The sequence below is a fragment of the Paractinoplanes ovalisporus genome, from assembly GCF_016834655.1.
GTDB lineage: Bacteria > Actinomycetota > Actinomycetes > Mycobacteriales > Micromonosporaceae > Actinoplanes > Actinoplanes ovalisporus.
In genome coordinates this window covers 280,612-299,470 of sequence record NZ_JAENHP010000011.1, presented here as the reverse complement: position 1 = coordinate 299,470, position 18,859 = coordinate 280,612, and the positions used below count along the sequence as shown (strand labels likewise).

At 69.2% G+C, this 18,859-nt stretch carries 15 protein-coding genes; 7 read left to right on the top strand and 8 right to left on the bottom strand.

Features of this window, described 5'->3' with window-relative positions; all coding sequences use genetic code 11:
- Position 1 precedes the first annotated feature (1 nt).
- On the top strand, positions 2 to 2,170 hold the full coding sequence (locus JIG36_RS29785) for a glycoside hydrolase family 9 protein (protein WP_203379689.1): 2,169 nt from the start codon (positions 2 to 4) through the stop codon (positions 2,168 to 2,170).
- A gap of 430 nt (positions 2,171 to 2,600) precedes the next feature.
- Here the strand turns inward: JIG36_RS29785 and JIG36_RS29780 are convergent, their stop codons facing one another.
- Together JIG36_RS29780 and JIG36_RS29775 are read right to left on the bottom strand one after the other, a co-directional pair.
- Positions 2,601 to 3,083 carry a hypothetical protein gene (locus tag JIG36_RS29780; RefSeq protein ID WP_236048431.1) on the bottom strand — a complete coding sequence of 161 codons (483 nt, stop codon included), beginning with the start codon at positions 3,081 to 3,083 and terminating at the stop codon, positions 2,601 to 2,603.
- A gap of 309 nt (positions 3,084 to 3,392) precedes the next feature.
- Positions 3,393 to 3,683, bottom strand: a complete 291-nt coding sequence (locus JIG36_RS29775; RefSeq protein ID WP_203379688.1) for a hypothetical protein — start codon at positions 3,681 to 3,683, stop codon at positions 3,393 to 3,395.
- A 116-nt stretch (positions 3,684 to 3,799) separates the two neighbouring features.
- Here JIG36_RS29775 and JIG36_RS29770 point away from each other — a divergent pair, with 116 nt between their 5' ends.
- Entirely contained in the window at positions 3,800 to 4,480 is a 681-nt protein-coding gene (locus JIG36_RS29770; protein WP_203379687.1) for a 2-phosphosulfolactate phosphatase, read from the top strand.
- Positions 4,481 to 4,483: 3 nt separating this feature from the next.
- On the opposite strand, the gene JIG36_RS29765 is transcribed toward JIG36_RS29770, so the two are convergent.
- The 6 genes from JIG36_RS29765 to JIG36_RS54265 all read right to left on the bottom strand — a co-directional run bounded on the left by JIG36_RS29765 (position 4,484) and on the right by JIG36_RS54265 (position 11,537).
- On the bottom strand, positions 4,484 to 5,488 hold the full coding sequence (locus JIG36_RS29765; RefSeq protein ID WP_203379686.1) for a LacI family DNA-binding transcriptional regulator: 1,005 nt from the start codon (positions 5,486 to 5,488) through the stop codon (positions 4,484 to 4,486).
- A 67-nt stretch (positions 5,489 to 5,555) separates the two neighbouring features.
- Entirely contained in the window at positions 5,556 to 6,842 is a 1,287-nt protein-coding gene (locus JIG36_RS29760) for a GH1 family beta-glucosidase (protein ID WP_203379685.1), read from the bottom strand.
- Positions 6,839 to 7,666 carry a carbohydrate ABC transporter permease gene (locus JIG36_RS29755; protein ID WP_203379684.1) on the bottom strand — a complete coding sequence of 276 codons (828 nt, stop codon included), beginning with the start codon at positions 7,664 to 7,666 and terminating at the stop codon, positions 6,839 to 6,841. Before JIG36_RS29755 ends, JIG36_RS29760 begins: the two co-directional genes overlap by 4 nt.
- The gene (locus tag JIG36_RS29750) at positions 7,663 to 8,622 is read right to left on the bottom strand and encodes a carbohydrate ABC transporter permease (protein WP_203379683.1); all 960 of its coding nucleotides are present in this window, start codon (positions 8,620 to 8,622) and stop codon (positions 7,663 to 7,665) included. The genes JIG36_RS29755 and JIG36_RS29750 overlap by 4 nt, the downstream gene beginning before the upstream one ends.
- 60 nt (positions 8,623 to 8,682) lie before the next feature.
- Positions 8,683 to 9,966, bottom strand: coding sequence for an ABC transporter substrate-binding protein (locus JIG36_RS29745; protein WP_203379682.1), 1,284 nt, complete (start codon positions 9,964 to 9,966; stop codon positions 8,683 to 8,685).
- 407 nt (positions 9,967 to 10,373) lie between these two features.
- Positions 10,374 to 11,537 carry an acyl-CoA dehydrogenase family protein gene (locus JIG36_RS54265; protein ID WP_203379681.1) on the bottom strand — a complete coding sequence of 388 codons (1,164 nt, stop codon included), beginning with the start codon at positions 11,535 to 11,537 and terminating at the stop codon, positions 10,374 to 10,376.
- A gap of 166 nt (positions 11,538 to 11,703) precedes the next feature.
- On the opposite strand from JIG36_RS54265, the gene JIG36_RS29735 reads away from it, so the two are divergent.
- From JIG36_RS29735 to JIG36_RS29715, 5 genes are all read left to right on the top strand, one after another.
- A complete protein-coding gene (locus JIG36_RS29735) occupies positions 11,704 to 13,440 on the top strand; it encodes an NAD(P)/FAD-dependent oxidoreductase (RefSeq protein ID WP_203379680.1) in 1,737 nt (578 codons plus the stop codon).
- Positions 13,441 to 13,559: 119 nt separating this feature from the next.
- Positions 13,560 to 14,684, top strand: a complete 1,125-nt coding sequence (locus JIG36_RS29730) for a substrate-binding domain-containing protein (protein WP_203379679.1) — start codon at positions 13,560 to 13,562, stop codon at positions 14,682 to 14,684.
- 54 nt (positions 14,685 to 14,738) lie between these two features.
- Positions 14,739 to 15,491 (top strand): ATP-binding cassette domain-containing protein, encoded by a 753-nt coding sequence (locus JIG36_RS29725; RefSeq protein ID WP_203379678.1) that lies wholly within the window; start codon positions 14,739 to 14,741, stop codon positions 15,489 to 15,491.
- On the top strand, positions 15,488 to 16,684 hold the full coding sequence (locus tag JIG36_RS29720) for a sugar ABC transporter permease (protein WP_203379677.1): 1,197 nt from the start codon (positions 15,488 to 15,490) through the stop codon (positions 16,682 to 16,684). The genes JIG36_RS29725 and JIG36_RS29720 overlap by 4 nt, the downstream gene beginning before the upstream one ends.
- Positions 16,681 to 18,777, top strand: a complete 2,097-nt coding sequence (locus JIG36_RS29715) for an AMP-binding protein (RefSeq protein ID WP_203379676.1) — start codon at positions 16,681 to 16,683, stop codon at positions 18,775 to 18,777. The genes JIG36_RS29720 and JIG36_RS29715 overlap by 4 nt, the downstream gene beginning before the upstream one ends.
- The last annotated feature ends 82 nt before the right edge of the window (positions 18,778 to 18,859 follow it).

The following is an 18,859-nucleotide window of genomic DNA, read 5'->3' as shown; positions in this document are numbered from 1 at the left end:
CATGCGTCGGATACTGGTCGGTGGAGTGGCGGTGGCCCTGGTGCTGGCCGGCTCGGCGGTCGCCTACGCCGAGGACGAGCCCTACAACCAGGTCACCAACGGCACCTTCGACAGCGGCACCGCGCCCTGGGTCGCGTACGGGGGAAGCTCGGGAAAGCTCAAAGCCGTGGACGGGCAGGCCTGTGTGGACACCGGGACCGGCACCATCAACCCGTGGGACTCGATGCTCGCGTTGCCCTACCTGCGCATCCAGAACGGCGTGAGCTACACCCTGACGTTCTCGGCCCGCACGACGGTCCCGATCCCGGTGACCGTGGTGTTCCAGCAGAACTCGGGCGCCTACTCGACCGTGCTGGCGTCCACCCGCACGATCCCGACCACGCTGACGACGTACACGCTCACCGGCACCGGCAAGGGCGAGTTCGCCGACGGGCAGCTCGGGTTCCAGTTCGGCGGGCAGGCCCAGACCACCTTCTGCATCGACGACGTCAGCCTGGTCGGCGGGGAGCCGTTTCCCCCGTACGTGCCCGACACCGGCCCCCGGATGCGCGTCAACCAGGCCGGATACCTGCCCGACGGTCCCAAGGGCGCGACCCTGGTCACGGCCGCCACCAAGGCCGTGCCGTGGCAGCTGACCACCGCCGCCGGCAAGGTCGTCCGCTCCGGCGTCACCAAGCCGCAGGGCGTCGACCCGACCTCGGGCCAGAACGTGCAGACCCTCGACTTCACGTCCTACCGCGCATCCGGCGACGGCTACACGCTGACCGCGGACGGCGCGACCAGCCACCCGTTCCCGATCCGCAAGGACATCTACGCGGCGCTGCCCCGCGACAGCAAGACGCTGTTCTACACCCAGCGCAGCGGCACCCCGATCCTCGACTCGGTCGCCCCCGGCTACGCCCGCCCCGCCGGCCACATCGGCGTCGCCCCCAACCAGGGCGACACGGCCGTGCCCTGTCTGGCCCCCGCCGCGTTCGCCGACAACTGGACCTGCTCCGCCGGCTACACCCGCGACGTGACCGGCGGCTGGTACGACGCGGCCGACCACGGCAAGTACGTGGTCAACGGCGGCATCGCGGTGGCCCAGCTGCTCTCCGAATACGAACAGGGCAACCGCGACCCCAAGCTGCTCGACGAGATCCGCTGGGAGCTCGACTTCCTGCTCAAGATGCAGGTGCCGGCCGGGCAACCCCTCGCCGGCATGGCCTACCACAAAATCACCGACACCAGCTGGACCGGCCTGCCGCTCGACCCGGCCAAGGACGCCAAACCACGCGCGCTGCACCGCCCGTCCACCGCGGCCACGCTCAACCTGGCGGCCGTCGCGGCTCAGGGCGCCCGGGTCTTCGGATCCCCGTACGCGGAAAGGCTTTTGGCCGCTTCTGAAGTGGCTTACAAGGCGGCCAAGGCCAATCCCGCCCTCTACGCCCCCGCGGCCGACACCGCGGGCGGCGGTGCCTACGCCGACACCAACGTTGCCGACGAGTTCTACTGGGCCGCGGCCGAACTCGCCCTGACCACGAAGAAGCCGGTGTATACGGTCGATCTGCTGAAGTCGCCGCTGTCGCGCACCGACGTCTTCGACCCCGACGGCTTCTACTGGGGTTCGGTGGCCGCGCTGGGCCGCCTCGACCTCGCCACCGTCGGCCGTGACCCCCTCGCGAAACTGTCGGTGATCGCGGCCGCCGAGAAGATCATCAAGTTGCAGAAGAAGCAGGCTTACGGGCAGCCGTACGCGCCGAGCACCGGCAAGTGGGCCTGGGGCTCCAACGGCAACCTGCTCAACAACGTGGTCGTGCTGGCCACCGCGGCCCGGATCACCGGCTTCGACCGCTATCGCGACGCGGCCCTGAGCGGGGTCGACTTCGTGTTCGGACGCAACGCGCTGAACATTTCGTACGTCACCGGTTATGGCTCTGTCTACGCGAAGAACCAGCAGAGCCGGATGTACGCGCATCAGCTCGACCCCAGCCTGCCGAACCCGCCCGTGGGAACCTTGGCCGGCGGGCCGAACTCGGGTCTGAACGACCCGTTGTCGGCGTTGCGGTTGGCCGGTTGCCTGCCACAGTTCTGCTACATGGACGACATCAACTCCTACGCGACGAACGAGCTGACCATCAACTGGAACTCGGCCCTGTCCTGGGTGTCCTCGTTCTTGGCCGACGCCTGACCTCGCCCTTTGGGACCGGCCCCGACCCGTCATCGGGGCCGGCCCGTGCCCCTCCGACGTGAACGACGGCGTCGGCCACGGCGAACCAGCCGACGATCCGCGCGCGTCGGTAGCCTCGGACGGAGTTCCTCCGCGCCACAGTCCACGCGGTGGCAAAAGATCTTCGGGTTCGCTTGCCGACCCCCCACCAAACCCCCGTCCACCCACCCGGGGGAGCGGTTTTGAAGGTACGCCTCTGTCAAACCGATCAAGCATGGTTGTCCACAGACGGGCGGGTCCGTTTTCGCGGTTGTCCACGGGCCTTGACCGCGGGGCATGGAGGCTCGCCCCAACCCGCGCACGCGGAGCGGGACGGAACCTGAACCACCGGGGGCTCGCCCGGGGGTGCAGGCGATGCGGCAGAATGCCGGCAGCCGATGACCACGCGGGCTCAGTCGGCCAGAAAGTCGACAGCTTCGTTGATGGTGGTCACGCATTCGTCGGGATCCAGCCGCGCCACGAACACCTCGGAACGAATCGGCCGCTGGATCCGGCAGGCGATCACCAGCTGGTCGTCGAGCCAGGCGTAGGTCTCCACGTTGTCCAGGATCTCGTCCCAGTCGTGCAGCAACCAGAACCGCTGCCGGAACTCGCTGTCGTTCGCGTTCAACAGCCGGAACACTTCCGCCGGCGAACGCCACGGGAACGGAGAAGGCGGAATTGCCCGTTGCTGGATCAGCTCAGCGGTAGAACGCATGTGATGTACCAGCGTCGGCACAAACGCGGTGTTGTCGTGGCAGGTGAGCCTTCTGCCACCCGCCCAGACGTCCACCTCGCGAAGGTTGGTCGCCCGGGTCGCGCCCGCTTCCACGGCAAAGGCGGGAAGACCGCCCACCTCGACCGCGAAGGTGGCCCGTCGGCCGAAGCTCCGCATTATCGATCTCTTCCAAGTCTCATGATTGCGCGAGATCTTACGGCCTCTGCGGCCACCGTAACTGCAGCGGCGGTCACCAGCACCAGTCGTTCAGGTCGGCCGGCTCCTCGCCGGGGCGGATGGCGAATGCGTTAGCCGCCGAGTCGTCGAATACCAACTGAGGGCGTCCAGCGGGACCACGAAGAGCGACCAACTCACCGCCGCAGTGTCGCATCCGGGTTTGATGCGTTCGGCCGCGTGTGGGCAGCGCTCGGTCTGGCGGAGCGCTGCCCACACGGGCTCGGGACCTGCGAGCTGACGGGAAAGTTGTCAGCAGTCGATCTCGGTGTAGTAGTACGGCTGGGCCCGGGTCCAGCGCCAACCGCCCTGCCTGCCTGGCTGCACCTCCAAGCACGGTGAGGTCTCCAGCGAGCGGTGGACCCGGAAGGTGATCGGCTGGCTGCAGACGTTGCGGACGTAGACCGTCTGCTTCAGGACGCCGACGTCGTGCCTGACGACGGTGCAGTCCTCGGCCGACCGGTCGTAGTCGGCGGCGGCCGCAGGCGCCGCGAATCCAAAGACGGCGGCCGTGGCGGTAGCGGCGGCGAGGGCGAAGCGCATGGGATTTCTCCGTTCGTGATGGGGCCTGACGCCACCACCACGGACCTCCCCGGGGGGCGGGTTCACGCGACGTTTCCCGATCACCCGAACGAGTGGCCCAGGGGACAATCTCATGCATGTCGATCATTGATATGGATGCCGAGGTCCCGGCCGGCGCCGTTGTGGTGGTTATCGATGTCATTCGCGCGTTCACGACGGCGGCAGTGGCGTTTGAAAGCGGCGCGGCGGACATCGCCTGTGTGTCTTCGGTGGATGCCGCCCGGGAGTTCCGGAAGCGGCATCCGGAGCGTTTGCTGGCGGGCGAAACCGGCGGACTCAAGCCGCCGGGTTTTGACTTCGGCAACTCGCCGGCCGAGATGGCGGCGGCTCGGCTTGATGGTCGCGGTCTGATCCAGGCGACCTCGAACGGCACCCGCGGGCTGGTCCGGTATCCGGCAGCGGCGGCGCTGCTTGCGGCCTCGGCCGTGAATGCGGGGGCCACCGCTCGATGGATCCGGAAGCATCACGGTGAGAAGCCGTACGCGCTGGTCTGCACCGGACGCACGGCCGAGGACCTGGTCTGCGCTCGTCACCTCGACGGTCTGCTGCGCGGGGCTGAGCCGGAGCGCGCGGATCTGGTCGCCGGCATCATGGCCGGGGCCGCCGAGCACGCACGCTTCGGCATCGGGAAGCCGGCGCACGAGCGGGTTGACCTGTCCGAGGACCTCCGGTTCTGCTGTGACGTCGACCGGGTCGGCTTCGCCATGGTCGGGGAGATCCGCGACGGCTGTGTGGCGCTCACCCGCGAACCCACCTGAGCCTCAGGCGGACTCGCGGATCACCATCTGAGTGGGCAGGATCAGCGGGGTCGGCTCCTCGCCGCGGATGACGGCCAGCAACATCCGGGTCATCTCGCGGCCCAGCGCCACAATGGGCTGGTGCACCGTGGTGAGCGCGGGCCGCACGAGCTGAGCGTTGATGATGTCGTTGAAGCCGACGACGGCGACCTGCTCCGGCACGGCCAGGCCCCGCTCGGCCAGCACGCCCAGCGCCCCGGCGGCCATCGCGTCCGAGGCGACGGCGACCGCGTCGAGGTCGGGGTGCTCGTCGAGCAGCCGGCGCATCGCGGCCGCGCCGCTGGCCTCGCTGAAGTCGCCGTGCGCGACCCGGTGGTCGTCGAGCCGGGCCAGGGCCAGGGCCTCGCGCCAGCCGAGATAGCGGGCCACCCCGGCGTGCTGATCCTGCGGGCCGGTGATGGTGGCGATCCGCGAGCGGCCGGTCGCGATGAGGTGCTCGACCGCCTGCCGGGCCCCGCCGCGGTTGTCGGCGTCGACGTAGTAGCGGGGCGGCTGGTCGCCGTACGGGCGCCCGCCGTAGACGACCGGGACACCGCCGCGCTCGGCCGTCTGCACCAGCGGATCGTTCTCGTGCAGGGCCAGCAGCATGACCCCGGCCGCCCCGCGCGCGTGCAGCACCCGGGTGAGCCGGGCCCGCCCCCGGGCCGAGGCGGCCATGATGAGGATCAGCTCGAGGTCGGACTCCTCGATGACCGCGTTGACCCCGGTGATGATCTCGGCGAAGAACTGGTTGACGAACAGCGCCGGGTCGTCGCTCGAGATGGCCAGCACGACGGCGCCGCTGCGCTGGGTGGCCAGCGAGCGGGCGGCCAGGTTGGGGACATAACCGAGCTTGCGGACGGCCGCTTCGACCGCCTTGCGCGACTTGTCGCCGACGTTGGGCGCGTTGTTGATGACCCGCGAGACGGTTCCGGTCGAGACCCCGGCGAGCTGGGCCACCTCGGCCAGGGTGGGCTGCTGACTGGTCATGCTGGGCGCGTTCCCCCTGCGGTGCCGTGGCGTCGGTGCCAGCCGAGACTATCAACGCGGTAAGCGCTCACCGCCCCGACCGCCGGATCACGTCGCGGTACCAGCGGCCGCTGTCCTTGACCGTACGGTGTTGGGTGGCGTAGTCGACGTGGACCAGCCCGAACCGTTGCGCGTACCCGTACGACCATTCGAAGTTGTCGAGCAGCGACCAGGCGAAGTAGCCCCGGAGCGGCACCCCGGCGGCGACCGCCTCGCGGACGGCGCGCAGGTGGTCGTGCAGATAGGCGATGCGGTCGTGGTCGTGCACCGGGGCGTCGAAGGCGGCGCCGTTCTCGGTGATGTAGAGATCGGTACCCGGATAGTCGTCGCGCAGCCGCAGCAGCAGATCGCGCAGCCCGCCGGCGTCGATCTCCCAGCCGATCGACGTGCGGGGAAGCCCCCGGTCCACCTGCACGACATCTTCACAGCCCACGTACGCCGTAGGAGCCGGTCGGACGGTCGTCGTGACGGTCATCGGGGTGTAGTAGTTGACGCCGAGGAAGTCCAGCGGCGCCGCGATCGTCTTCAAGTCACCGTCACGCACGTGGCCGAGGTCGATCGGCAGGTCGTCCGGGTAGTGCCCGCGCAGCAGGGGATCGAGGAAAATCCGGTTCTGCATGCCGTCGACGCGCCGGGCCGCTTCCACGTCGGCTGGGCCGAGCGGGGCCACGTGGGTGAGGTTGAGCGTGATCCCGACCCGGGAGCCGCTCATCCGGGCCGCCGCCAGGCCGTGGGCCAGCAGCAGGTGGTGGGCCGCCCGTACGGAAGCAAGCGGCTCTTGACGGCCCGGAGCGTGCCGGCCCGTCCCGTAGCCCAGGAAGGCCGAGCACCACGGCTCGTTCAGCGTGGTCCAGTGCGTCACCCGGTCGGCCAACGCGTCGTGCACGATGGCGGCGTAGTCGGCGAAACGGGCGGCGGTGTCCCGTTCGGGCCAGCCGCCCGCGTCCTCCAGGGTCTGCGGCAGGTCCCAGTGATAGAGCGTCGGCCACGGCTCGATTCCCTTGTCCAGCAACGCATCGACCAGCCGCTGGTAGAAGTCGAGCCCCTTCGTGTTGACGACCCCTTTCCCGTACGGGTCGACGCGCGGCCAGGCGACGGAGAAGCGATAGGCGCCCAGCCCCAGCTCGGTCATCAGCTCGATGTCGTCGCGCCACCGGTGGTAATGGCCGGCGGCCTGGTCACCGGTGTCACCGTTGTCGACCCGGCCCGGTTCGGCGGCGAAAGTGTCCCAGATGGACGGTGCCCGGCCGTCCTCGGCGACCGCGCCCTCGATCTGGTAGGCCGACGTGGCCGCGCCCCAGAGAAAGTCCTTCACGCCTTGACCGCGCCTTCCATGATGCCGCCGATGATCTGCCGCCCGAACGCGATGAAGACGAACAGCAGCGGCAGGATCGCCACCAGCGCGCCCGCGAACATGAGCGTGTAGTCGGTGTAGTACGCCGTCGACAGCTGACTGAGCGAGACCTGCACGGTCGGGTTGTCGGCCTCCAGAACCGCCAGGGGCCACAGGAATTCGTTCCAGGTGCCCATGAACGTGAGCAGGCCGAGCACCGCCGCGCCGGGGCGCAACGCGGGCAGCACGACCGACCAGAACGTCCGGAACGTCGAGCTGCCGTCCACCACCGCCGCCTCGACCAGCTCGTCGGGCACGGCCCGTTCGGCGTACTGGCGCATCAGGAACACCCCGAACGCGGAGACCAGGAACGGCACGACGACGGCCTGGAGCTGGTTCTGCCAGCCCAGCTTCACCATGATCATGTAGAGCGGGATGATGCCCATCTGCACCGGGATCATCATGGTGGCCAGGATGACCAGCAGCAGGGCGTTGCGGCCGCGGAACCGCAGCTTGGCGAAGGCGAACCCGGCCAGCGAGCTGAAGAAGACCACCGCGACGGTGACCACGACGGCCGAGATCGCCGAGTTCACCATGCCTTTGAGGAAGTACGCCTCCTCGGTGCCGAACAGGCGGCCCAGGTTGTCGCCGAGATTGCCGCCCGGGGTCAGCGGCGGCGGCCAGTCGCCGATCACGTCGTTGGAGCGGGTCGCGATGACGAACAGCCAGTAGAGCGGGAAGACCGACAGCGCGACGGCCGCCAGCAGCGAGATGTAGACCAGCGGACTGGCCCGGCGTTCGGTCACCGCATCCTCCGGGAGATCAGGTAGTTGACGGCGGCGACCACGACGATCATCAGGAAGATCATCAGCGCGACGGCCGAGCCGTAGCCGTAGTCGAAGTTGCGGAACGCGTTCTCGAACATGTACATCGACACCGTCTGGAACTGGCGCAGGCTGCCGCCGAGGATCGCGTAGTCGCCCGACCCGAAGATCAGCGGCTCGGTGAACAGCTGCAGCCCGCCGATGGTCGACACGATCACCGTGAAGATCAGCGTGGGCCGGATCATCGGGACCGTGATGGAGAAGAACTGCCGCACCTTGGAGGCGCCGTCGACGACCGCGGCCTCGTAGAGCACGGCCGGCACGGCCTGCATGGCGGCCAGGTAGATCAGCGCGTTGTAGCCGGTCCAGCGCCAGTCGACCATCGTCGAGATGGCGAACCAGGACGGCAGCCGGTCGGCCCGCCAGTCGATCGGGCTCACCCCGACCAGCCCGAGCAGGCCGTTGGCGAGCCCGGCGTCGCGGTCGAAGATCTGGCTGAACATGATGCCCACGGCCGCCACCGAGGTGACGATCGGCGCCAGCACGCCCAGCCGGAACAGCGTCACCCCGCGTAGCTTCTGGTTGAGCAGACTGGCCAGGATCAGCGCGATCAGCAGCTGGGGGACGGTCGACATGATGAACATGCCGACCGTGTTGACGACGGCGTTCCAGAAGTCGGGGTCGCCGAACAGCCGGACGTAGTTGTCGGCGCCGACAAAACCGGCCTGGCCGGCGATGCCCCACTCGTGCAGCGACACCCACGCGGTGAAGCCCAGCGGATAGAGCCCGAAAATCGCGTACAGGACGAAGAACGGGGCGATGAACAGGTACGGCGAGACGCGGCGGTCCCACCGGTCCCAGAGGCGGAGGCGGTGCTGCGCCCGTACGGGAACCGGGTCCTGGTTGCCGGGGGCGGAGGTCCGCAATGGGGCCACCATCAGGTCAGTCCTTAGTTTCCTCGGGGGCGGCGCCCGCCGGTCGCGGACGCCGCCCGTACGTCAGCCCGCGCGCTTGGCGTCTTCGAGGGCCTTGGCCCAGGCCGCGTCGGCCGAGAGCTTGTCCTGCTCCACCGCGGTCAGGGCGGCGGTCACCCGGTCACCGATGGCCAGGTTGTTCGGGCCCAGGTAGACCGGCTTGAGCGCCTTGACGCTGTCGCCGAAGATCTTGCCGACGGGCGCGTCGTTGAAGTACTTGTTGGTCGCCGACTGCACGGCGGTGTCGTCGATGGCCTGCGGCGACGACGGGAAGTTGTTCTTGCTCGTGAACGCGGCGGTCTGCCCCTCGGGCGAGGTCAGGAACTTGGCCAGCTCGGCCGCCTCGGCCTGGTGCTTGCTCTGCGTCGGCACGGCCAGGAACGACCCACCGCGTACGGCGCCGGTGCCCGGAACCTTGGCCACATCCCACTTTCCGGCGTTCTCGGGACCGGCCTGCTTCTCGATGGTGGCCAGCATCCACGACGGGCACGGGATGGTCGCGAACTTGCCGTTCTTGAAGCCGGCGTTCCACTGCGGGCTGTAGGCGGCGATGTCGGCCGAGAGCCCGGCCGCGATCATCTGCGTGGCCTGGTCCCAGGCCGTCTTGACGCCCGGGTTGCTGTCGATGACCAGCTTGTTGTCGGTGTCGTAGTAGGTGTGGTCGCCCTGCTGCATGAGGATGTTCGTGTAGATGTTGCCCGCCGAGTCGAAGAAGCCGGCGTCCTTGTTGGCGGCCACGAACTTCTGACCCGTCGCGAGGTAGGCGTCCCAGGTCGGCCACAGCTTGCCGACCTCGTCGCGGTCGGTGGGCAGCCCCGCCTTCTCGAAGAGGTCGGTGCGGTAGCACATGCCCTGGGCGCCGACGTCGGTGCCGAGGCCGACCAGTTTGCTGCCGTCGCGGGTGAGGGCCTGCTGCCACTTCCAGTCGAGGAAGTTGCCCTTCAGTTCGCCGGCGCCGTGGTCGAGCAGGTTGACGAACTTGTCGGGCTGGCCCATGAACTGGACGAGGACGCCCTCCTCGATCGCGACCACGTCGCCCGCGCCGCTGCCGGCGGCCAGCCACTGCTGGAGTTTGGGGCTGTAGTCGCCGAGCTTGGCGATGTTCTCTTCCTTGATCTTGATGCCGGGGTGGGACGACTCGTACTGCTTGTAGAGCTCGTCATAGCCGAACTGGCCGAACGTCTTGACGACCAGCGTCGTTCCGTCGGACCCGCCCGATTCGCCGCCGCCGCAGGCCGTGACCGCCGCCAGCAGGACGCCGGCGAGCGAGCCCGCCAACAGCTTCCGCACTCTCATGGTCTTCTCCAAAATCGCAAGCGCTTCACCGGTGAAGCGGCAGGTTGCGTTGTCGTAAAGGTGAGTTGGCGCCGTTCTGATGAAGCGCTTACAAAAATTAGGGCACGGGTTGTGTCTCCCGCAAGGGGTGGAGGCGAATTGGGGTTACCCGCTCGAAACATGCCGGCGGTGTGCGGGTGCCGCCCGACTGTAAGCGCTTCACAGGAGCGGGCGAGTGGTGTCGCAGTTCAGGCTGCGGCGGCGGGCGTGGCCGGGCGGGTGGTGGCGGAGTTCAGGCTGCGGCGGCGGGCGTGGCCGGGCGGGTGGTGGCGGAGTTCAGGCTGCGGCGGCGGGCGTGGCCGGGCGGGTGGTGGCGCGGCTCAGGTGTGCGTCGGCGTCAAGGGGTGCGGCCCTGCGACGCGTCCGGGCTCCGGGGGCTGTCAGGCGAGCGGTGCGCCATAACGCCGTGCGGCCCGGCGGGCGAGGGACATGCGGTGCACCTCGGAGGGCCCGTCGTAGATGCGGAACGGCCGGATCTCGCGGGCGATCCGCGCCACCGGCAGGTCGGCCGAGACGCCGGCGCCGCCGCACATCTGGACCGCGCGGTCGGTCACCCGGTGCAGGGCCTCGGCGCCGAAGACCTTGGCCAGCGACGTCTCCTCGCGGGCGGGCCGACCGGCGTCGAGGGCGTGACAGGCGGTCAGCAGCAGGGCGCGGGTCGCGGCCAGGTCGATCTCGTTGTCGGCGGTCATCAGCTCGACCATGCCCTGCCGCGCGAGGGGCCGGCCCCAGGCGGTGCGCTCGCTGACGTAGGCCACCGCCGTCTCGTGGGCCCGCTGGGCGGCGCCGAGCCAGCGCATGACGTGGGTCATCCGGGCCGGGCCGAGCCGCACCTGGGCATAGCGGAAGCCCTGATCGACCTCGCCCAGCACATCGTCCGGCCCGACCCGCACGTCGGTCAGCTCCAGCTCGCAGTGGCCACCGAGCATCGACTTGTCCATGGTGGACACGTGCCGGACCAGGCGGATTCCGGGGCGGCCGGCCGGAACCAGGAACATCGTCGCCGACTCCGAGGTGCGGGCCATGACGATGAAGAACCCGGCCCCGTCGGCCCCGGTGATGAACTTCTTACGGCCGGTGATCAGCCATCCGCCGCCGTCGGGCCGGGCGCGGGTGCTCAGCGCGGCCGGGTCGGAGCCGGCGCCGGGCGGGGGCTCGGTCATCGCGAACGCCGAGCGCTGCTCGCCGCGGGCCAGCGGCTCCAGATAGCGCTCGCGCTGGGCGGGGGAGGCGACCTGGTCGAGCAGGTGCAGGTTGCCCTCGTCGGGCGCGTTGATGTTCAGCGCCATCGGGCCGAACAGGGAGCGCCCGGCCGCCTCGAAGACCGGCGCGCGGTCGGCCATGCCCAGACCCATTCCCCCGTACGCGATGGGAGCGTGCGGGACGAAGAGGCCTTCCCGCCGGGCGCTCTCCTGGAGCGAGACGCGCAATTTCTCCCCGCCGGCCAGCGCGACATCGCCGTCCGATTCGTCCTCGACGGGGATCACCCGGGACTCGATGAAGGCCCGCGTCCGGGCGACAAGATCGTCGATGTGGCTGGTCACGGGCACCTCACCGGTTGTGTCGATCCGATGGCGAAAAAGTTTCCGGGAGTGTTGCTTCTCACGTTATTGAAGGTCCACACTCTCACCTACCGAGCGATCGCTCGGGCCGTACCACTCTGATACGGACGGGAAGGGCGCGTCAATGGCGACGGAGACACATCAGGCCATGACCACCGAAGTCACGGCGGAGGCCACGTTCGCCGCCTGGCTCGACCGATTCACGGCGGCGCTCGAGGGCGCCGACGCCGCGGGCACCACCGCGCTGCTCGCCGACGACTGCTGGTGGCGTGACCTGCTCGCGCTGACCTGGGACCTGGGCACCTACCGGGGCCGGGACGCCGTCGCGGCCATGCTCGGTGAGCACCTCACCCCCGAGTCCTTCACCGATGTCACGATGACCACCGAGTTCGGTCCCCGCTTCCAGGGCGACGACGTGGTCGAGGGCTTCCTCACGTTCACCACGCCGCTCGGGTCCGGCCGGGGAGCCGTACGGCTGCGCCCGGAAAATGGCCAGTGGGTCGCGTGGACCCTGATGACCGAGCTGGACGACCTGCGCGGCCACGAGCGCCGGATCGGCCCGCACCGCTCCAAGGGGCCCCGGCACGAGGCCACCACGCGGAACTGGCGCGACAAGCGCGAAGAGCACGTGCGCTATGAGAACCACGACCCCGACGTCGTCGTGATCGGTGCCGGGCAGGGCGGTCTCGCCGTCGCCGCGAACCTCGGCCTGATGGGCGTCGACGCGCTGATCCTGGAGAAGAGCGAGCGGGTCGGCGACGGCTGGCGCAAGCGCTACCACTCGCTCGTGCTGCACGACCCGGTCTGGGCCGACGCGCTGCCCTACATGCCGTACCCGGAATCGTGGCCCGTCTACTGCCCGAAAGACAAGATCGCCGACTGGTTCGAGTCGTACGCCGCAGCCATGGAGCTCAACGTCTGGACCTCGGCCGATCTGCGTTCCAGCGCGTACGACGAAGCGACCGGCCGCTGGACGCTGCGGGTCGCGCTGCCGGACGGGGAGCGGGCGCTGCATCCGCGCGACGTCATCCTGGCCACCGGAGCCGCGGGCGAGCCCAACGTGCCCGACGTGCCCGGCCTCGACATCTACCAGGGCGAGAGCTACCACTCGAGCCGGCACACCGACGGTGGTCGCTGGGCCGGGCGCAAGGCCGTTGTCGTCGGCGCCTGCAACAGCGGCCACGACATCGCCCAGGACCTCTATGAGGCCGGCGCCGACGTCACGCTCGTGCAACGGTCGTCGACCCACATCATCAGCCAGCAGCACGGCATCCCGGCCATCTTCGGCAGCAACTTCGTCGAGGGCGGCCCGCCCACCAGGTACGCCGATCTGCTCGCGGCCGGCACCCCGTGGCCGCTGGTGCTCGAGATGGCCAAGGAGGGCGTGAAGGACACCGCCCGCAAGGACGCCGACCTGCTGGCCGCGCTCGACGCGGTCGGCTTCAAGCGCAACGACGGCCCCGACGGCACCGGCTTGATGGGCTACGCCCTGGCCTACGGCGGCGGCTACTACATCGACGTGGGCGCTTCGGGGCTCATCGCCGACGGGAAGATCAAGCTGGCTCAGGGATCCGGGCTGGCCGAGTTCACCTCCGACGGCATCAAACTGGAGGACGGCCGCACCCTGGAGGCCGACCTGGTCGTGCTCGCGACCGGTTACCGCAACATGCGCGAGACGGCTCGCCGGCTCTTCGGCGACGAGGTCGCCGACCGGCTCCCGCTCGTCCTCGGCATCGGCGAGGACGGCGAGATCGGCGGACTGTACCGGCGCACCGGACACCCGGCGTTCTGGTACATGGGTGGCCCGCTCGCCTGGGTCCGCATCTACTCCAAGCACCTCGCACTCCAGATCACCGCGAAGCAGGCGGGGATCCAGCCGGAGTAACCGATCACCCTGACGCCGTCGGGCCCGGTATCGCTGACTCTCTTGCAGCGCGCGGCTCCCGGCGTGATGCCCCATGCCCTTCTTCCGCCGGAAAGGCGGAAGAGCAGAGGAGTCAGCCCATGAAACGCACCTTTGGAGCCATAGCCTGCGCCAGCCTCCTTCTCGTCTCGGCCTGCGGAAGCGGCGACTCGGACGACGCCTCCGGCACCGGGAGCGGTGGACCTAAGCTCGTCTACTTCATGGCCCCCAACACCACCCCCACCCGCTACATCCAGCAGGACGGCCCGGCGTTCGAGAAGGCCATCAAGGCGCTCGACCCCAGTGTCGAGGTCAAGTTCGTCAACGCCGGCGGCGACTCGAACCAGCAGCTCGCGCAGGCCAACGCGGCGATCGCGGCCGGCGCCAAGGCCCTCGTGGTGGTGGCGGCCGACCCCAACACCAGCGCCGGACTGCTGCAGACCGCCGAGCAGGCCCAGGTGCCGGTCATCGGCTATGAGAACCCGCCGGTCAAGGGCACGCTCTACGCCCAGGTCATCTTCGACCCCGAGAAGGTCGGCGAGCAACAGGCCACCTACTTCGCCGAGCAGGTCACCAGCGGCAAACTGGGCGCCAAGCCGGTCAAGATCGCCCGCCAGTACGGCAACAAGGGCGACGTCTACACCACGCAGATGCTGGCCGGGCAGAACAAGGTGATCGACCCGCTGATCCAGAGCGGCGACATCCAGGTCGTCTGCGAGGACTACATCAAGGACTGGGCGCCCGACAACGCCACCAAGGCGACCGAGCAGTGCCTGACCAGGACGCAGAACGGCGTCAACGCGTTCTTCGGCTTCTACGACGGCATCACGGCCGGCATCATCGCGGCCCTCAAGGACAAGAACCTCAAGACGCCCGTGTACGGGGGGCAGAACCCCGAGCTGACCGGCCTGCAGTACATGCTCACCGGCGACCAGCAGGACAACGTGCTCAAGGCGTTCTCGGTCGAGGCCGAAGGGGCGGCCAAGATCGCGCTGGCCGCCGTGAACGGGCAGCAGCCACCGGCCGACCTGGTCAAGGACACCATCGACAACGGCGCCATGCAGGTGCCCACGGCCAAGCTCGAGTCGACGCTCATCCACCTCGAGGACGGCAAGGACCCCGGTGACGCCGTACAGAAGGCCGTCGATCTCGGCATCTTCACCTGGGCGCAGATCTGCGTGGGCCCGGCCGAGGGCACCGAGACCTGCAAGACCCGCAACAAGTAGGCCTTTTCACCTCGGGCGGCCGGCTGACCCCGGCCGCCCGCGCGGGAGGACACCATGACCCTGCTCGAGCTCACCAAGATCTCGAAACACTTCGGCGGCGTACGGGCCCTGCACGAGATCGACATGTCGGTGCACCAGGGCGAGGTCGTCGCGCTCATCGGCGACAACGGCGCCGGCAAATCCACCCTGGTCAAGATCGTGTCCGGGGTGGAGTCACCGGACACCGGCGAGATCCGGGTCCGCGGCGAGAGCGCCCGCCTGGTGTCGCCCCGTGCGGCGGCCGAAGCCGGGATCCGTACGGTGTTCCAGGATCTCTCGCTCTGCGACAACCTGGACGCCGTCCAGAACCTGTTTCTCGGCCAGGAGCGCTACGGGCCGGTGTGGTCCGGTCGCCGGGTCCGCCGGCACCTGATGGAGGAGCAGGCCCAGCGGATCCTGGAGTCGCTGTCGGTCAAGCTCCGCTCGCTCAGCACCCCCGTTGTCGCCCTCTCCGGCGGCCAGCGGCAGGGAATTGCGATCTGCCGCGCCCTGATCAGCGATCCCGCGGTGGTGATCCTCGACGAGCCGACCGCGGCCCTCGGCGTCTCCCAGCGCGGCGAGGTGCTCGACCTGGTCCACCGGCTGCGTGACCAGGGCCGGGGCGTGGTCGTCATCTCGCACGACATGAAGGACGTACGGCAGATCGCCGACCGCGTCGTGGTGCTGCGCCTGGGCACCAAGGTGGCCGAGTTCCGCCGCGGTGAATACACGCCGTCCGACCTGGTCAGCGCCATGACCGGGGCGCACGAGGAGGACGGGGACCGATGAGCGTCGCCACCGAGACCACCGCCCGCACTCCCGCCGCCCGGGTCATCGAGATGGCCGGCCGGGGTCACCGCAGCATTCCCGTGCTGGTCACGCTGGCCATCATCTGGGCCGTCTTCTACAGCCAGAGCTCGGCCTACCTGAGCTTCCGCAACATCACCAACCTGACTCTGCAGATCGCCACGACCGCGATCCTCGCCCTGGGCGTGGTTTTCGTGCTGCTCGTCGGCGAGATCGACCTGTCGTCGGCCGTGCTCTCCGGCGTCTGCGCGGCGGTCGCGGCCGGGTTGGCCGTCAACAGCGGTCTGCCGTTGCCGCTGGCCATCGCCGTGGCGATCGCGGCCGGCATGGCCATCACGCTCATCGAGGCCCTGGTCATCACGTTCGGCGTGCCATCACTGATCGTCACGCTGGGCGGCATGGTGATCCTGCAGGGCCTCATCCTGGTCGTGCTCCCGCCCGAGTTCACGGTCAGCGTGGCCGGCACGTCGTTCGCCAAAATCGCGAGCACGGCGATCCCCGCGGGCACCAGCTATCTGCTGGCGGCGGTGGGAACACTGGCCTTCGCGGCCTACGGCACGTTCCAATACCGGGAGCGGCTCTCCACCGGCACCCGCACGTCACCGGTGTCAGTGGTCGTGCCGGCCGTGCTGGTGGCCGCGGTGCTCTTCGGGGGCGTCTTCATCCTGACCCGCCAGCGTGGCCTGCCCATGCCGGTGCTGATCGTCGCGGTGATGTTGCTGATCGCCTGGTACTTCACCACCCAGACCCGTTACGGCATCCACCTCTACGCGGTCGGCGGTGACCGCGAGGCCGCGCAAAGAGCCGGCATTCCCGTACGCCGGATGGTCCTCTACTCCTTCCTCATCCTCGGCGCGTGCGCGGCCGTGGCCGGCATGATCGACGCTTCCCGACAGCTGGGCGTCTCGGTAACCTCCGGCGGCGGCCCCTTGATGCTCAACGCGATCGCCGCCGCCGTGGTAGGTGGCACCAGCCTGTTCGGCGGCCGAGGCTCAATCTGGTCCGCGATCCTGGGCGCCCTGGTAATAGGTTCCATCAGCAACGGCGTGCAGTTGCTAGGCCTGACGACCGAGGTCCAGTACTTCGCCACCGGCGCGGTGCTCATCATCGCCGTAGCCGTCGACGTGGTCCTGACCCGTGGTTCCCTGCTACCCACCCGCGGGCGGCGCTCATGACCTGGCTACCCGACCCGGTCGGGGTTCGTGATGCGCGGATCGTGCACTTCGCGCAATGGGTGGCCGATCGCGGTCTCGCCGCGTTCGACGACGTGACCGACTATCGCGAGCTGCACGCGTGGTCCGTGGCGTCGCCCGGGGATTTCTGGGGAGCGGTGGCCGACTTCTTCGCGGTCGACTGGGTGACGCCGCCGAGCGACACCCTCGCGCAGAGCCGGATGCCCGGCGCCGAGTGGTTCCCGGGCGGAACACTCAATTTCGGCCATCACCTGGTGCGCGCAGGCGCCGCCGATCAGGACGCCGTGGTCCTGGTGAGCGAGGACGGAGTGCACACCTCGCTTACGTACGGGCAACTGCGCGCACAGTCAGCCGCCGTGGCCGGACACCTGCGCGCGCTCGGGGTCGAGCCGGGAGACCGGGTAGCCGCCTACCTGCCCAACTGCGTCGAGGGAGTAGTGGCGTTCGTAGCGACCGCGCTGATCGGCGCGGTGTGGGCACAGACCGGCCTCGACTACGCGGCGCAGTCAGCGGCCGAGCGGATGGCCCAGCTGTCCCCGCGCGTGCTGATCGCCGGCACCGGCTACTGGTTCGGCGGCCGCGTCCACGACCGCCGGCCCGAGGCGCGCGCCCTGCGTGACCTGCTCCCCGGCCTGCAGCACACGATCACCGTCGAGACCGCAGGCCTACCCGCAGCCGCCCCGGACCTCAACGTCAAGCTCACCCCCATCAACATCGACTCAGCCGTCAACAGCGACGCGGTCGTCAATATTGATCCGACGGTCAACGTTGACGAGAAAATCAATGTTGATTCCGGTGTCGGCGGTGGGGTCGGGCAGGTCAATGTTGATTCTGGTGTCGACGTCAGGGCTGGAAGCGGCGGTGGGACGTGGCGGGACGCGCTGGCGGCTGAACCGGTGCGGGAAGCTCTGACTGTGCCGTTTGACCATCCGCTCTGGGTGCTCTTCACCTCGGGCACCACTGGGCGGCCTAAGGGGATCGTGCACGGGCACGGGGGGATTCTGCTGGAGCAGCTTGTCTCGCCGGGTTTGCATATGGATCTGCGGGCCGAAGACACGTTCTTCTGGTACACGACGCCGAACTGGATGATGTGGAACGCGCAGGTCTGTGGGCTGCTGCACGGCGCGACCAACGTGCTGTACGACGGGAAGCCGACGGCGCCGGCGACGGATGCGTTGTGGGGGATCGTGGCCGATCTGGGTGTCACGGTGTTCGGCACCAGCCCGGGCTATCTGGAAGCCTCGCAACGGGCGGGACTGGAACCCGAAGTGCCTTCGCTGCGGCTGGTCGGTGTGACCGGGTCGGTGCTGCCGGCTGCGGCCAACGAGTGGTTCCGCGCGAACGTCAGCGAACGGGTGCAGCTGGGGTCGATGAGCGGCGGCACCGATATCTGCGGCATCTTTGTGGCCAGTGCGCCCAACACCCCGGTTTTCGACGGGGAGATCAGTGCGGCCGCCCTGGGCGCGGCGGTTGAGGTGTGGGACACCGGTGGCATGCCGGTGCCGGCCGGGACGCCGGGGGAGATGGCGATCACCGGGCCGATGCCGTCCATGCCGCTTCGTTTCTGGGACGACACCGGTGACGTGAGAATGCGGGACACCTACTTCGACATGTTCCCGGGTGTGTGGCGCCACGGGGATCTGATTGTCCGGACCGAGCGCGACACCGTTGTCATCCTCGGGAGGTCGGACGCGACCATCAACCGGCACGGGGTGCGGCTGGGCTCGGCCGAGATCTACGCGGCGGTTGCTGACCTCGTGGCGGACGCCCTCGTCGTGGGGGTCGAGGAGCCGGACGGGGGTTACTGGATGCCGCTGTTCGTGGTCGGGGACGCCGAACCGGACCGGATCCGGCGGGTCGTCGCCGAGCGGACCTCGCCCCGGCATGTGCCCGACGACGTGATCGCCGTCGCGCGTTTGCCTCACACCCGTACGGGAAAGCGCCTCGAAGTGCCCGTCAAACGCATCCTGCAGGGCGCCGACCCGGGGCGCGTGATCGACCGTGGAGCCGTCGACGACGCTGAGGCACTCGACGCCCTGATCGCCGCGGCCCGAGAACGAAGGAGCAAGCCGTGAGCCGCCCGGGATCCTCGACGGAAGAGGCGCAGGGGCAAGCTGCGAGCCGCCCGGGATCCTCGACGGAAGAGGCGCAGGGGCA